A 16,781-nucleotide genomic window follows, 5' to 3' on the forward strand; every position below is an offset into this window, starting at 1 on the left:
GTGACTCTTCACCAAAAGAGAAAATAATAGAGAGATCGGAACCGGACTTTCCAACCTCTTATCATCGGCGATGCAACGAGCATTGTCAATCAATGTCAGGTTGCTGTGGTCGTATTCCGGCTTGCGTTCATTCGTTCCGATTTTGATTCAGGCGCCGCTATAATCGCGCTGTTTAAAACTCATTTTCTGGAAGTCATCTTTAAATGGAGAAGCTCCCTGTTTTTCAATGTTGGCTTTCCCCAGTTTATAGCGATAACTGTGTGTGATGGGGTCGGGCACGCGATGCACCAGGCTGTTACCCATTCGTTTTCCATACAGAAACATGCCAAATAACAGGCCCGGTTTGACAGCCGTTGTCAGGATGGCGACGGCTTTCATTTCTCCGCTGCCAACGCGAATGTGACCCTCTTTCATTAATTGCGTGAAGGAAAAACTCTTGGGTTCAATATGCTGGAAGCCACTCTGCTGAACCAGAATGTCATCGCTCCACAATCGTAGATAATCACCGCTCTCAATTCCGAGCGGGCCTGCATCGTCCGGATGAATCTCTACAAACGCATCAGGCCAGCGATCCGTGAGATATTTTTCCCGTAACGTATCGAAGCCTGACTGCCAGGTTTCGTTAATTCGACCTACGGTAAACCAGAATTCACCCTGATCACGCTGGGGCGAAATACGTTCGTAATAGTCTACGAATAACTCCCACGGACTTTGAATCAAAAGTGCTTTGCCCGAGTGCGTATTGAAATGCGTCAACCATTTAGGATGGGAAGTTGGTCCTTGTGGCGTTCCCAGGTTGAGTTCTGGATCATGCAGGCGTCTTGTGCCAACCAATTCGTTTTCTTCGAGTCGGATCGGCGTCTGAATGCCGGTCGTTCCCAGTTCGCGCAGTGCTTCATGACCTTTGACTCCCTCCTGTTTGGCTTTCCAGACGAGCGGATAATAGTCGAGAATGTTCCCACGGCTGAAGCGGGCTGCTTCTTCAAATACGGTATTCGCGTCCTTCCAGTCAAAGCCTTTGAATCCCATTTTTTGTGCGAACTGGCTGATGGCCCACCAGTCCGGTTTGGCTTCTCCGGGCGCATCACAGAATTGGGAATACAGACGCAAACGCCGTTCGCCGTTACAGCGGGCGCCGTCATGTTCTCCCCACTGGGCGGCTGGCAGGACGATGTCTGACAATTCGGTATTGAGTGGTTCGACCGGATAAATATCGGAATCCACCAGTACCATCCCGCCACTGTCTACGCGATCGATGAGCGTCTGGATGATTTCTTCACGATTGCGACTCGAAACTTGATGCGGGTTCTCCGTCGTTTGTTGACGAAACCTCTTCAGTAGTTCCTGACTGGCGGTCATTGCGCCCAGCCATGTGGTGCCAATCACCCAGGCAAAGCGGACTTGCCCCGCGGTGACCCAGCGGTCCAGGTCGAGTTCGAGTCTACGGCGGCCGGGAAGTTTCTCTGGCGATTTGGTGCGCGGATAAGAAGCCGCTCCAATCCAGCCACGTTGGTGTCCTCCCAGACGACTGACGACGCGGCCCGGTCGATTGCCGGCACCACATAATAATGCCAGTGCAGCGAAGCTGGTTGTGTTGGTGTAATTGTTACTCCAGTAATTCCCTTTTTCGAAACCGAAGCTGGTACGCGGCCGTTTGCCGCCGCCACCGGAAATCATTTGAGCCGCTTGTTGAATTTTCTCTGGCGGGATGCCGGTGATTTTGGCTGCCGATTCCAGTTCCGCGGGGGCGTAGTTCAGTAACCAGTCCTTATATTTTTCAAAGGACAAGGCACCGATGCTGCCCCAGGTGGTTCTCCACTGCCAAGGCGTATTGCGGGTTCCCCGTCCAAAACCGCTGTCGATCTCCCATTCGTCGGCGATCCATTTCGAGATGAACTCTTTGTCTTCCCAATTGTTTTCCAGAATGATCCGATTCATTGCCAGATGTAGTAGTGTATCGGTGCCGGGATTGATTTGCAGAAACAGGCCGCCGTTTTTTTCCGCATACGCGACTCCCGCCGTCCGTCGCGGCAGGACCATGATGATTTTGTTGTCCTGGTTCATCATCCATTCGGTAAACAGAACCGTTTTTGATTCGTAAGGATCGGTTCCTGAAATGAACAATACTTCCGCTTCGGACCAGTCCTGATAACTGGCGCTGAACGTTTTAATGCCGGCGTCATCAAGGCCCGCCGTATCGTTGCCCATACTTGGTTTGTCATGCACAGCATAAGCGGGGGTTTGAATGGCTTCGAATGCGAGTTTGGTGATGGCGTACGTGTTTTCGAAAAACTCGTACGAATACGTTTTCATCGCCCACGCCGATTCCCCATACTTCTTCAGCACATGCTGACTGATGGCGGCCATCACATCGAGTGCCAGATCCCAGCTAACGCGTTGCAGCTTGCCGTTAATTCTGATTTGAGGATACAGCAGCCGATCTTTGGTGGGGGCTGAGGGGTGATAACATTTCTTGGCCAGAACACCGCCTCGAATCGAGTGGTTTCCATTGGGATTCACGACGGTCGCGTCGAAGTCGGGCAGCACGGCGACGTGCTGATCTTGACCGTCGAGTTGCACTATCGCATGCTGATTCGGACTGATCCAGGGCCCAAACTGCTCACCCGGAAAATCGACTCCCAGCGCATTCTCCTTTGCTTGAGGCTTGCCTTCCTTGCCGAGCGGCCAAGTGTAGACTTTGTATCCACAGCCGACAATGCAGTATGCACAGACGGTCGTGCTGACTTTGGCATCAACCGGGGGCAGGGGGATGGCGTCATTCGTTTGCTGGTAATCTGTCATGAGATTTCCGATGAGTGAATGTTGTCGATGGTGCTGTTCATGTGAAGCAGCGGCTGTGTGAATCTTCTAGGCAGGCGCCTGATGGTTATTTGCATAGCCGAATATTAATCCTTGAATACCGACGGCGTAGATCTCATCGCCTTCGGTTTCGAGCAGGATTTGAGGCAAGCCGGCTGTAGCATGTCCTGAAATGACCATGCCGTGTCGTGTTAGATCAAAGGTCGTCCAGTGCAGATAACAGGGGCCTGCGATACATGCTTTGCCGTCAAAGTTTTCATCGAGCCTTGCGCCCTGATGCGTACACAGACTGTTAAACGCGACGACGTTGCTCTCGGGCCCGACCCCTCCGCCGGCGGGTTCACTCAGACGAATCAGAAAATTCTCTGCATTCACATGATCCCAGGGGTAGCGAAACTTCTGAGGCTGGTTTGATTTGAGTTGGCTCAAGTTTCCGATTTTTTTCCGGGGATACTCGCTGCGCAGGACTTGTGATTCTCCTAAAGTGGGGAGTGTCAACGTCAGCAGGGCGGCGCCTGAGCCAAACAGGAAGTGACGACGACTTAATTGGCCGAGCTCACCCGAGCAGCCTGCGGAGGGTGTCTCACATTCAGTCTGTTTTTTCACGAGAATGATTTCCTTCCGATTTAGGATCGGCACTTTGGTATTCAGGCAGTGAGGGACGTTTCATCGGAATCGGTTTGCCCGATAAGGACTTGAGGAACGCCAATAAGTCGCTTCGTTCTAACTCATCCAGACCCAGTGGGCGAATCAAACTACTTTGATTCGCAGTTGAGCCGCCGCCCGTATTATAAAAATCGATGACTTCTTCCAGCGTCCCGAACAAGCCGTTGTGCATATAGGGAGCAGTATGCGTGAGACCGCGAAGCGAAGGCGTGCGAAATTTGCCACGATCTGCTTCGCGTTTGGTGACGTAATATAAGCCGTCATCAGTGAAAGCGCTGCGATAGATATTTTGGGGCACACCTTTCGCAGCGAGTTCATAGCGGAACGTAATCTGCTTGATCGGGCTGGTCAGAAAGCCTGGATTCTGCGGAACCCCGATCGCGTAATAATTGTCATCGCTGGCCAGGGGGCCGTTGTGACAGGAAATACAGCCTGCTTTACCCTGAAACAGATGATAACCCCGCTTGGCGGCCGGTGAGAGCGCGCTGGGGTCGCCTTTCAGAAAACGGTCAAAGGGAGTGTTATTGCTGACGATGGTTCTCTGAAATGAAGCGACGGATCGTAAAGCGTCATCCCAGCGAGGCAGGTCCGTTCCATAAATGGATTGAAACTGTTTGACATAGTCTGGTATCTGGGCAAGCCGTTCTTCACCCAGAGTCGGGTCAAGATTACTGGCGACCGCGCCCGTCCAGGCACCGTTGTTTTGACTCTCGATACTGGTTTTGGCACCATCCCAGTTCAGCTTTCCATAGTATCCCACGTTGAGAATGGTTTGCGAGTTCCTCCAGTGACTGGTTCCCGGTCCGCCCATGGAAATCGGCGTTTGGATCGTCCAGCCAGTATTGACCGGGTGACAACTGTTGCAGCTCATCGAACTGTCAGCCGACATTCGATGGTCAAAATAGAGCTGTCGGCCCAGTTCAATCTTTTCAGGAGTCAACGGGTTATCGGCGGGAGTGGGCACTGCAGGCAGTAAAGCTAGCGGAGGGAACGTTCGTGAGTTGTCAGCTTGTGCTGGCGTTGGTTTATTGGTTTGCTCCTGTGCCGCTGTTTCTCTACGCGGCAATAACTGATACGCGGGCAACTCGGGCCGTTCAACTTCGACGGATTTACTGCTCAAACTTTTCAGGAAGGCGACCAGGGCTTGCTGTTCCGGTCCTGTGAGATTCAATGGTTTCAGATCGGCTGTCTGCTGCGGACCGCCGCCTGCGTTATAAAAGGAGATGACCTCTTCCAGTGTTTTCAAGCTGCCGTTATGCATATAAGGAGCAGTTTTGGCGACTTCATACAGAGAGGGGGTACGAAACTTACCACGATCTTGTGTGTGGAAGGTCATTGATTCCCGACCGGGGTCCTGTTTCCGATTGCGGTAGTTGGGAGTTCCCAGGATGCGGAAGAAGCGGCGAAACGTGACCGCGCGTTCCGGGTCAGCCAGCAGATCGACTTTTTTAGGGACATCGAGGGCATGAAATCTCTGATCGGTGAGCGTCGGCTCTTGATGACAGTTCACACAACCTGCTTTGCCGCGAAACAGTACCAGCCCCCATTGTGCTTGATTCGAAAGGGCAGCGGTTTGTCCTGCCTGAAACGCGTCGTAAGGTGTCTGTCGGGAATTGAGTGTCCTGACATAAGCGGTTAACGCATTGAGGATGCGACCAAACCGTGGTGCGCCACCATAGGCTTTTTCAAACAGTTCGCGATACGCGGGGACTTGTACCATGCGTTCGACCAGCAGCCTGCCATCACTGGCCATGAAATGGGCTTCAGTGAGATGGTCGCGGACCACGCTGGGTAAGTCGCCGATGCGTCCATCCAGAAAATATTCCTTCTGATAGCGGAGGTTTGAGAGTGAAGGCGTATTGCGAAACAGTTTCGTGGAAGGAAAACCTTTACTGAGCGGGCTGCCGTCAGTCCAGCTTATATCGGGTTGATGGCAGTTGGCGCAACTGAGCGAATTATTGGCTGAGAGGCGTTTATCGAAAAAAAGATAACGTCCAAGTGTGATCTCGGCTGCAGAAGGTACACTGAGACCGCCTGCTTTCAATGGAGCAGTATTGGATTCAACTGGCAAAGCGACTTCAATTGATTTTTGTTGTGTGGAGGAGTGATTGAAGGGAGACGCTGTCGCCGGTTTTCCCAGTGAGTCGAGGTAATTCACAATCAGATCCAGATCGTCGGCACTCAGCGAGTCTGCGAATGACTGCAACATGACACCCGCGGGATACTCATTTTCGGTTCCCTCAGGGGCGATGAACGCATCAGGATTTTGAATCGACTCGCGAATATATTGTTTCGCGGTCTGATTTTTTCTGCGAGTTGCTGCTGTGATTCCCAGGCGAGATAGATCAGGGCCGACTTCACCATCGGCACCGGGCACACCGGGAATGATGTGGCAGCCGGCACAGCCTCCCAGATTGAAAGCATTAATGACGGCAAAAAGATTTTGTTTCGCTTTTGAATCCGACTTTTTTGAGTTTGATTGTGCGAAACCAGTTTCGAATCCCGAGAGGCAAAAAAATAAACACCAGATCATAACGGGTAGAATCGTTCTTTGAGGAATCATCAATACCCTGTTTCATTCGCGAGTTGTGCTGGTTTCGATTTTCAGAAAAACTTCAGTTTGAGTATAGGCCATGCGAATGGGAAATGTAATACAGGGTAGAAGACTCTCTTCAGTAACCGGCAGCATGAGCCCCACTGAGGACAGATGACCAGTTATGGTTATAAGAAACGACGTGGGAAAAACAGGATATCGAGCATTCAATTCTGGCGAGATTTGCAAACAGACTACATTGACTCCCGGTTCAGTTTATCACCGGAGCGTGTACCAAAGAAAAACGTCCTGAACCAGGATTGGTCCAGGACGTTTTAAAATTGCCCGACTAGGATTCGAACCTAGACTAAGTGAGTCAGAGTCACTCGTGCTACCGTTACACTATCAGGCAATAGATGGTGCATGATATTACGTTGATAAGCTTAGTGGATAGCATCACTTGCAGCTTTCTCAGGCCATTATAGGGAATTTTTCTTCTACGCCAAGTCGATCAGGGAGAGAATTTTCTATTCTTTTTGGTCTGTTTCACACTTTTAAGCTGTTTGCGAGTATGACAGTATATAAACAGGGTCGGTTCATACGAAAGGGCCTGTCATCGATTACTTTTCCCGGGAATGGGGGCTTTAATGCGTTATTGGATTTTGCGAGCGGGGCTCTGTTTTTTCGTCTGCCTGGTCTCTTCTCGAGGGATCATTCAGGCTGACGAACCGAAAGCGGATCAGACAACTGCCCGTTTACAGGCCAAATTGAAAGAGACGATCCAGCAACTGTCCGAGCAAATTACACAGACTCCAGGAGTGTCGTCCCTCTATTCCCGACGCGGCGATGCTCATTTCTTTAAGGGAGATTTCAAAGCAGCAGTCGCCGATTACAACAAAATGATCGAACTGAACCCCTCAATCTCAGCCTCTCACTGGAGACGGGGGATCGCCTGTTACTATGCGAAGCAGTATACAGAAGCAGCGAAGCAATTCGAAATCTATCATTCGTTCGATAACGTCGATCGCGAGAACGGCATCTGGCGGTTCTTTTCCCAGTACAAGGCTAAAGGTGCCGCTGCAGCGCAACAGGGGTTGCTCAAATATGAAAAGGATGATCGGGAACCCTTTCCCGATCTGTATCGGATGTTTCAGGGCAAGACGACTCCGGAAACCGTAGTAAAAAATATTGAGACTGCCGAGATTGATGCGCAGGAACGCAGTAAACGCTATTTTTATGCGTACCTTTATATCGGCTTAAACGAATCGTTGCATGGTCGTCAGGAGCAGGCACGAAGTTTTCTCACTAAGTCTGTTGAGAATGACTGGGGGCCGGCTGCCGGTTTTGGCCCTAATTATATGTGGCATACCGGACGACTCGAGTTACAATTGCTTTCGGCACCAAACGAAAAACCGGAAGCAAAGCCAGAAAAATAAGCTCTGACTGTTCTTCAACCAGAAAAACTCAACGTCAGTACTGCGAAGTACTTGAAGGGATCTGCGAAGATGAAATGGAACCTGTCTGCCTGCTGCCTGAATTATTTACTGGCGCTATTAGTAGTCCCGTTTCTGTCCGTTGAAGTCTGTCTGGCTCAAGACGCTCTGCCCGGGGTCAAGTCGGAGGCATCGTCCGCCGAGCTGCAGGAAAAACAAAAAGAAGCGCTGGCCCACGCACAACAGGGGCAGGCCTTGCTTAACCAGAAAGACTGGAAAGGTGCGATTGCAGAATTCGAACAATCAGTTGAATTACAGCCGGAAAACAGCATGTTGCATTATCTGCTGGGCATTGCATATCTGGAGAATTCCCAAGCCAGTAAAAGTTGGGTTGAGATCCGCAAAGCGGTCCTGCTGGATACGGGAAATAAACGGGCAGTTCAGGATTACCTCAAATTCTGGAGCTTTTTCGATCGCAAGGGGATCCTCAATGTCGGGACACCGGAGGTCGAAGTGCTCAAACTACTGGGGAAACCAGACAGTCAACGGGAGAATAAAGGTGAAACCCGCTTGATTTATGGATTCATGTGGCTCAATTTCCGTAATGCCAGCCTGTATGCCGTGATTGATACGCGGGGATTGTCGGCGAAATATATGGCTGCAGTTAAGTCGATGAAATTTCATTTGGGGGATCCCTGGCGAGAGGGTTATCGCATGATGAATTCCACGAACGCACTCACCGAATATATCATTCCCCCTGAAACCGTTCAGGATTATCAACAGCTGTTTTCCACGCAACGATTATTTAAACTCGGCGAGCAGACATCTGCCAGGGAAATGATGAATCGCATGAAGAGCCTGGTTGAAAAGTCATATCAACTGGAAGAGTGGAATGTGATTGAGGATGGCGAGGATGATATCCTGTATGAATGGCGGGTTGCAAAAAGTGACAATACACCTGCACAACATGAAATCAACAGAATGGTGCGCGGCGGGCGTGATATGCATCGCCTGGGATATGTCTCTCGGAAACTGCCTCTCAAAGCAGCAGATCGTGAGGAATGGATTAAAAGGCTGAAATCGGCGGACCTGATTGTCGCTCATCCCGAAACGGCGAACCTGACGGCCGCTCAGAAGCAGGAGCTGGCAGACCAGCTGAAATCGAAATCGAGAGAGATTATCAAGAAGCAATTGCAGTACATCCGTAAGGGAGATGTGGCCTCCATGCAACCTTATTTTACGGAACGGGTCAGAAAGTTCATCACAAAAGAATCGCTCAATCAGGCAAAAGCACAGGCCGAATCTGCCAACCCGGAGGAGCTCGTCCATGATATCGAAATACAGGAAGTTGATGGCACTCTTCAGGCAAAAATCAAGATGAAAAATGGCCGAACCCTGACAACACTCGTCCCCGTTAACGGGAAATGGGAAGCTGACACAATCTGGTTTGAGTAAGCCTTAAATTCAATCGTAAGTTTCCCATACCTCCTGTTTTATGCTGTCCAGAGAATCGCTACTAACGTTGATGGACAATGTTTCATGCATTGATCGTTGGTGACCCTGATTTTCGCCCCAAAAATATTGATTAATTTTTTAATCAGATTGCCCCGCGTCCCGCCTCTCAGTTGATCGGACAAGATCAGTATAAGGGTATGAAATGTAAGTACTTGCGCTTTGTTAAGTATGACCTGATTTCACTTCTTCACTTCTGCGTTTTCCAAGCACCCCTACGATTAGCATATTTCGTCTCAACTTCACAATGCGATTATTCCGAAAGATCAGAATAACCGCTTGTACCCGGATAATCGGTAGAGTTTTACATCCGACCGGGGATGAGCGAAAGAATAGAACAGGTTTCGCCTGCCTATTCGCTTCGAACGGTCTTGCACACAAAGGATCAGACATCCTGATTGTGAAAGACCGGGAGATGATGAGGAACGAAGTTGATCGTCTGGAATCGTAAGAGACGAGTTATACATCGACGTTGGAGCATTCGATGAAGAAATTAAGTGTCAGCCTGGCCTGCTTCTTTTTAGCCTCTCAGTACGTACTGGTGTCTGCCTTTGCAGATCCAGCGTCCCCTGAAGGTAATCAATCAGAGGGACAAGCGACGATTGGTGAGCCAGCAGGTTCTGCTATCGTAGGAAACGTTTCTTCGGGTGTGTTCAGGCATGATTTTATTCCTGCGAACACAGTCCAGAGAAATAATGTTCCTGGTTATACAACCATGAAGGAAGTGGGTTACCAGGATAACTTACAGGGATATGCTCCCTACAGATATCCTGATCCTCGCACCATGGAAGTCAACGAATTTGTCGATAACGGAGCCGGTTATCAGCCCATGGATGTGGATGCGTTCCATCCCCTCTTCCGCCTGGATAAAGGCATTGGTGGTGGTATTGGTTACGACGATGGTTATTCCAACTTGGGTGTCTTACTCCCGTTCACGATCAACCCTGAGCAAAGCATGCTCTTCCTTGATCTGCGGGCTATGGTCACCGACCAGGGAGCCGGCGGTGTTAACCTCGGGGCTGGCTGGCGGGCTTACAGCGACAATCTTGATAAGATTTTCACGGTAGCAGGCTGGTACGATTACGATGACGGACACTTCCAGGATTACCACCAGATCGGTTTGAGTGGTGAAGTCATTGGCCAGTATCTGACAACGCGCGTTAACGGTTATTTTCCCATCAATAATAATGAGATCATTGTCTCTAACAACCTGTCAGGAAGTGCCTACTTCCAGTCAAATCGAATTTATCTGAACCGCACGCGACGGTCTGAATCTTCTTATGGTGGTGTCGACGCAGAAGTCGGTGGTCCGCTGCCTGTACTCGGAAAATTTGGTATCGACGCCTTTGTCGGCGGATACTATTACAATTCTGATCACGACAAGAGTGCCGCAGGTGCCAAGTTCCGTGCGGAAGCCAATATCAATGACTGGTGGCAGATGAGTGTCAGCTATGCCAAGGACTCCGTCTTCGGTTCCAACGCATGGATGAATGTGACGCTCTCGATTCCTGAAGGCCGATCTGACAAGTGGATGCGGCCCAAAACATTGCAACAGCGCATGTATCAGCCTATGAATCGTAACTACCGCGTTGTTGCCAACGTGAAAGAAACGACAACAAATGAACTCGCTATCAATCCTGATGATGGCCTGCCTTATACCGTTGCACACATTGATCCGGATTACGGTGCTGTCGGCGATGGTACTTATGAAACACCATTCGGTTCAGTCGCCTCCTACAACGCTTCACCACCAACTACCATGACAGATATCATCTTCGTACAGGACGGTAACGAGCTGAACCTGGATGGCCAGATCACTCTGCTGGATAACGGTGGTGGAATCGGTGGAGTTACCGGTCAGCGTCTGTTGAGTGAAGCGGTAGAGCATAGCTTCAATACACTCGATACCAATGGAAATGTCGTCAGTCTTACTCTGCCTGGATACAACTCGTCAGCCAGCCGTCCTACACTCACTAACTTAAATGGTGCGGGTGGATTTGCCGGTGCGGTTGTCGTCGGTGAAGGTGGCGCCTGGGAGGTCTCAGGTTTCAATATCAGTGGGGTTCGGACAGCAGGTCTGGCACATAATGATGGTATCTACTCAGCGGGAACTCGCGGTTTCGATATCAACCGGAACACTTTTGTGCTGTTCAACAGTGGTGTTAATGTCACCAACAATGCCAGTGAAACGGGAATTGTTTCCAGTAACACCTTTTCTGGCGATGGTGTGAATTCTTTTTACGGTGCCCAGATCACACAAACTTCAGGCACAATGGAACTGTCGTTTAAGGATAACGCCGCGACGAATGTGCTTGGTGTTACTCCACCAGGTTCAGGAATCGGCTTTGAAATTAATGCGAATGCGGGAAGTACCATTGATGGTGTCGGAACCGCCACTGATGGGGTGACAGCACTCGGTATTACCGGGAATACGGCCAACAGCAACGGGACCGGTATGATTATTACTGCCGATGGCGCTTCCACGATCGATACTGATTTTTCCAACAACACCTTCAGTAATAATACAAATGCCACCACAAGTGGTCTGGTTGTCAATTCCGATGATAGTACAGTCATCTTTCGCAGCTTCGATACGATCACAGCCAGCAACAATGCCGGAAATGGTATAGCCTTTAATACCACTAGAACAGGTGTCGGCGGAACAATATCTGCCCTCTCAGAAGACCTGAACCAGAACAATATTCTCGATCCGGGTGAAGATCTGAACGGGGATGGCGAACTCAATCTGGGTATGACCAGCATCAATGCCAGCAATAACGGTGTTGATGGTTTTGTAGCGACTTCCGATGGAGCCGGTTCAACCATCAATTTGAATCTTGGAAATGCCAATGCTACCACAAACATTTTTAGCAGCAACGGCCAGAACGGTATCAGCCTGAATACGTCAACCAATGGTGCGATTGGCGGCAGTATCGTCAATAACACTGCTTCTGCGAATGGTCAGGATGGTTTAGCCTTTACACTCACCACCGGTACGATTGATCTGACTGGCTTTGGTTCACCTTCCATCGGCAGTAACAGCCTCACAGGCAACACCCGCCACGGGATGAGCATTGTGAACAACACAGGCGGTGCCTTCACTACCTCGCTGATTTCTTCTAACGACTTCAGTAATAACACCGAAGCCGGGATGTTTATCGGGGGAGCTGCCCTGGGCGGAACCAACACTGCCGTCAACACGCTGGGCAGTATCGATTCCAATAATTTCGATCGGACGACGCTCGGCACATATGGTATCCAGTTTGATTCCAGCGATGTCCGAACGACAGCCACGATCACCAGCAACTCATTCATCGGACGTGCTCCCAACGCACCTGATGCTGGAGCCGGTCCTGGCGTCGGCGGTACGGTTACCGGTACGACCACCGTTGGTGGAAACGGTGGTGTGACCCTGACCTTTGGTAATCTGGCCTCCATTGATAACTCAGAGGTCAATATCTTCCAGAACAACGGCGATGCTCATATCGGTATCGTGATGGAAGGCAATACGACCAATACTGTGAATGTTGACCAGCACGACTTTAACACCGCCGTAGATACCACTGTGAACACTGACTTCGACGGACAGGGCGTAGGGTTTATCCTGCGGGATACAGCAACTATGACAGGAATATTCCAGCGTAACACCTTCCAGAACAACGAGGCATCCGGCCTGTTCTTTAGTGTAACCGGTAATAATGGTGCCGACTTCGCTCAACTCAACAATATCTCTGTCGGTACTGGTACCGAACCATTCGGAAATACATTCACCGGTAACGGCGGCAGTGGTCTGGAAGTTATTCGTACTGCCAACGGTGTCGTGAATAATTTCTCGGTCCTGTATAACACCTTTACTGCCAACACTCTGGACGGGATCAGCCTGACCGCTGCGAATGCAGATCAGGTTGATACCTATACCGTCAACGATAACACCATTACAGGAAACCTTCAGAATGGTATTGATATCAGAGTGCAGGCCGATGCAGAGCTGAATGCGAATATGACACGCAATACGATTACCGGAAACCAGGCGAATGGTATCCGCACTACGGAACAGGCCAACGATCCTTCAGATAATCGTACTGTCTCAGGGAACTGGACTGCAAATACGATCACGGGCAATACTTTGAGTGGTATCAACCTCGATGCTCACTCAGATGGTCTGGTGATCGGGGATACGGCCAATTCTGCCCTGGGCAACGAAATTTCGAATAACGGTGATGATGGTCTGTCGCTCACAGGGCCTGCTACAGGAGCGGGGCTGACCATTGGATATAACATGATTTCTGAAAACACAGTCCATGGTATTGATATGGATGTGCGTGCCTCAAATATCACCAATATTGTGAATAACGATATTACTCTGAACGGTGGTGATGGTATTGAATTTACTAATGCCACGTCAGGGGGCTTTGCTCTGGTGGTCACGGGTAACACAATCGACTTCAACAATGGTCGTGGTTTCGACGTTCTGACTCGTCCAGGTTCACTGGGGGCAGCAAGCTACGATATTACCTTTAATAATAACATCGTGAATGCGAACCTTGAGGAAGGGGTGTATGTCGTCTACACCGCTTCAAATACGCAGACACAGGATGTTGCTTCCACGGTGGCATTGAACAGTGATGGTAACCTGACACACGTAGTCTTCCTGGATATGGATATGGATAATAACCAGATTCTGGCAAACGGATTTAACAGTGGGTTCTCTGCGACTGGCCTGGTGGTTCGTGTTGGTACAACCGATGGAGAGAATGGATCTCTGAATAATTACGATGACGGTGGCTTTGCCAGCAATGGAGCGGGAGTCGCAAGCCGTTCCGGTGTTATCATGTCGGTAACGAATTCAACGCTGACAGGCAACTATGGTTCTGACGCGTTCTTCGAATCCTTCGTCTCCACAGTTGATCCCGTGGCGACAGCCGGAACTTGGGGGGCCACAAACGACCCAACCGCCATCACAGCATTTCAATCAGACGCTCTCGCCCGTTTAGACCTGTTGTGGGATAATAACACCACAATCTCGGCTGATGTGAATAACATCGGTGCCGCTTACAATAATTCCGATACCTTTAAGTCGCGTTTGAATACTGTAGCTACTACGCCGGGGCCATTTACTTCAAATACACGACGTCGTAATGCTCAACGTCAGGCTGCCCGTATTCCGAACCTGATTGCTCCAGGGGCAGGTACCTTCCTCTACTCAGGTATCGGAGCCAGTACCTTCCGTGTTGACAGCTCAGGTGATACCGGACTCTTCTTTCTGGACGGAAATCCCTATACCACAACCGGAGATGCAAACGGTATCAACTATGGTGGTGCGATTACCGGCGAACTGCCATTCGGCTGGGGACAGTACTAAGATCACGACTCTGGTCTGACCTGAGTATCAGTGAAAACAAAAAACACCATCCTGAGAAATCGGGATGGTGTTTTTTTTATGGTGTCAGATCAACTCAGACCAATATTAAGCTGGTGACAGAAACTGTTCGATACGATCCAGGCCGGCTTCCAGTGTTTTCAAATCTGTGGCAAATGACAGACGGACATAACCGGGTGCCCCAAAGGCATCGCCGGTCACCAAAGCCACATGTGCTTCTTCCAGTAATGCGGTACAGAACTCGCTGGAGTCGGTGACCACTTTGCCGCCTCCCAGTGGTTTGTTGAAGTGGGCACTCACATTGAAGAAGGCGTAAAACGCACCACCTGGTTCGGCGAAGCTGATCTCCGGAAACTTTCGCAGACGTTCGAGGACATAGGCGCGACGTTCTTTGAATGCAGTCAGCATGTCCGCCACGCTTTCCTGGGGACCGCTTAAAGCGGCAATCGTCGCGGCCTGACTGATACTGCAGGGATTGGAGGTTTCCTGGCTCTGCAGTTTGGTCATGGCGGCGGTTAACTCAGGGCTGGCCAGTGTCCAGCCAATCCGCCAGCCGGTCATCGCATAAGCTTTACTGACACCACTGACAATAATCGTTCGCTCAGCCACTTCCGGGCCGAAGGAAGCGAAGCTGCGAAATTCAGAACCTTCATAAATCAGTTTTTCATAGATCTCGTCCGAGAGCACCGCGACATCTTTTTCCACGGCGACTTTCGCCAGCGCTTCGAGTGCTTCGACCGGGTAGGCGGCACCCGTCGGGTTACAGGGGTTATTGAGCATCATCAGTTTGGTTTTCGGGGTGATGGCCGCAGCGAACTGTTCCGCGTTCATGCAGAAGCCGCTCTCTTCCGAAGTTTCCACCATTACGGGAGTCGCGCCGGTCAGTTCGACCAGGGCACTGTAGCTGACCCAATAGGGAGTCGGGATGATGACTTCATCACCGGGACCACATAAAGCGGTCAGCACATTATGAATTGAATGTTTGGCACCATTCGAAACGACCACCTGGTTCGGCTGATAACTCAATCCATAATCACGCTGGTAAGCATCGCAGATCGCCTGTTTGACTTCGAGGGTACCCGCTGCCGGGGTGTAATGGGTCTGGCCGGCATCCATGGCGTCTTTAGCCGCCTGGCAGATATGAGCGGGGGTGGTGAAGTCTGGCTCTCCCAGGGTGAACTCGTAGACTTTGACGCCGGTACTTTTTAATTCCTTGGCTTTTGCTGCAGCGGCAATGGTCGCGGAGGGTTTGAGTTTCTGAACAGTAGCTGAGAGCTGCATCGACATAATGGTGATCTTTGTTCTCTGAATGAATAAAAGTTGGTGGATCTGAAAACCGGGATCAGATCTCGGGAGTTCCCCACGCAGACACAGGGGAAGCAAAGATGTTCGTAAACACCTGATTCTTTTCACCTGTGAGGACAGCGTCAAGTCTCGGGTGGTATTGTTTGCAAATCGAACAGGAATCCCACCTGAAATCGGATCAGGCAGGATAGAGGCAGTGCACAGCGGATTCGTCGGTGTTCAGCGTGATGCCGGCAGTTCGCTCTCTGCATTTTTCCCCACTTCGTGGGCCGACATGTTCACCTGAATCAGTGATGTCTGTTTGAAGTCAGTACGGGGCAGAGTTCCTCCCTTGGTTTCGCGTGTGATGACCACAGACCATTTGGCCACACCGAACGGGATTTCTGAGGTCCGCCAGATTTTGCCCTCATTTTTTGAGCGGGTCGTGGTGCTTTCACTGAGGAAGCTCCCCTGGTATTCCCGCGCTGAGACGGTGGCAGCCGGTGTTTCCACACTGGCAGGCTCTCCTACGGAATCCCATTCAGTATAGTGTCCCAGCATGGTGATCATGGGGTAGAATCGCAGAACGCTTGTTTTCAGTGGCTCAACAGGCCGATCACCTGTTTTTCGATAGCCGCGAACGATAGGTAGAAACGTGATGGGCAGTTCATTTTTACCAATCAGCGCTTTAATTTGACCGTTGATTGCTTTTTCAGGAACCAGAACCTTGTAAATGCGAGGGCCTGAAACCCCAGGGGCCACCCCTGATTCCGTTGGTTTACCCGTGATGCATTTGAACTCCAGCCAACGACAGGCGGTCTGTGTGCCTTCAAACTCGGCCATTTCAGAGCCCACAGAACTGATGACCAGATGCCGCGTCCATTGCAGTTTGATGTTCAAATCGTTGGATTCCGGTCCCGGCATCTCTTTTTCATAAGTTCCTTCAAAACGAACCCAGGAACCATCGGCGGGCAGTTCCCAGATCAGCCCCTGGGCAGACAGGGAACCCGAGAAGGAAACAACGCAGATCAGTGACAGAATAAAAGTGCGTACAGACATGTTTGATAAACCACAGTGAGTACAGGGAACGAAGCAGTGACCAGAGATCACGCGAGAAACCAGCCGTTCCAGTGTGACAAATGAAGCATCCTCT

Annotated in this window: 8 protein-coding genes and 1 tRNA gene; 3 read left to right on the plus strand and 6 right to left on the minus strand. The window is 50.4% G+C overall.

Annotated elements, in window-relative coordinates; genetic code table 11:
- Nucleotides 1-147: 147 nt before the first annotated feature.
- The 4 genes from ACN0YH_RS19990 to ACN0YH_RS20005 all read right to left on the minus strand — a co-directional run bounded on the left by ACN0YH_RS19990 (nucleotide 148) and on the right by ACN0YH_RS20005 (nucleotide 6,431).
- Nucleotides 148-2,802: an arsenate reductase (azurin) large subunit gene (locus ACN0YH_RS19990; RefSeq protein ID WP_417381355.1), complete on the minus strand. Its 2,655-nt coding sequence runs from the start codon at nucleotides 2,800-2,802 to the stop codon at nucleotides 148-150.
- Nucleotides 2,803-2,868: 66 nt separating this feature from the next.
- The gene (locus ACN0YH_RS19995; protein ID WP_417381356.1) at nucleotides 2,869-3,426 is read right to left on the minus strand and encodes an arsenate reductase (azurin) small subunit; all 558 of its coding nucleotides are present in this window, start codon (nucleotides 3,424-3,426) and stop codon (nucleotides 2,869-2,871) included.
- Complete coding sequence (locus tag ACN0YH_RS20000) at nucleotides 3,410-6,049, minus strand: cytochrome c peroxidase (RefSeq protein ID WP_417381357.1); 2,640 nt, start codon at nucleotides 6,047-6,049, stop codon at nucleotides 3,410-3,412. The genes ACN0YH_RS19995 and ACN0YH_RS20000 overlap by 17 nt, the downstream gene beginning before the upstream one ends.
- Before the next feature lie 311 nt (nucleotides 6,050-6,360).
- A tRNA-Gln gene (locus tag ACN0YH_RS20005) sits at nucleotides 6,361-6,431 on the minus strand.
- A gap of 235 nt (nucleotides 6,432-6,666) precedes the next feature.
- Between ACN0YH_RS20005 and ACN0YH_RS20010 the strand changes: the two genes are divergently transcribed.
- The 3 genes from ACN0YH_RS20010 to ACN0YH_RS20020 all read left to right on the plus strand — a co-directional run bounded on the left by ACN0YH_RS20010 (nucleotide 6,667) and on the right by ACN0YH_RS20020 (nucleotide 14,326).
- Nucleotides 6,667-7,455 (plus strand): tetratricopeptide repeat protein, encoded by a 789-nt coding sequence (locus tag ACN0YH_RS20010; protein ID WP_417381358.1) that lies wholly within the window; start codon nucleotides 6,667-6,669, stop codon nucleotides 7,453-7,455.
- 69 nt (nucleotides 7,456-7,524) lie between these two features.
- Nucleotides 7,525-8,907, plus strand: coding sequence for a tetratricopeptide repeat protein (locus ACN0YH_RS20015; RefSeq protein ID WP_417381359.1), 1,383 nt, complete (start codon nucleotides 7,525-7,527; stop codon nucleotides 8,905-8,907).
- A 541-nt stretch (nucleotides 8,908-9,448) separates the two neighbouring features.
- Complete coding sequence (locus ACN0YH_RS20020; protein WP_417381360.1) at nucleotides 9,449-14,326, plus strand: right-handed parallel beta-helix repeat-containing protein; 4,878 nt, start codon at nucleotides 9,449-9,451, stop codon at nucleotides 14,324-14,326.
- A gap of 105 nt (nucleotides 14,327-14,431) precedes the next feature.
- Here the strand turns inward: ACN0YH_RS20020 and ACN0YH_RS20025 are convergent, their stop codons facing one another.
- Nucleotides 14,432-15,631, minus strand: coding sequence for a pyridoxal phosphate-dependent aminotransferase (locus tag ACN0YH_RS20025; RefSeq protein ID WP_417381361.1), 1,200 nt, complete (start codon nucleotides 15,629-15,631; stop codon nucleotides 14,432-14,434).
- Between the two features lie 237 nt (nucleotides 15,632-15,868).
- The gene (locus tag ACN0YH_RS20030; protein WP_417381362.1) at nucleotides 15,869-16,687 is read right to left on the minus strand and encodes a hypothetical protein; all 819 of its coding nucleotides are present in this window, start codon (nucleotides 16,685-16,687) and stop codon (nucleotides 15,869-15,871) included.
- Nucleotides 16,688-16,781 lie beyond the last annotated feature (94 nt).

This window comes from Gimesia sp. (assembly GCF_048262075.1).
Lineage (GTDB): Bacteria > Planctomycetota > Planctomycetia > Planctomycetales > Planctomycetaceae > Gimesia.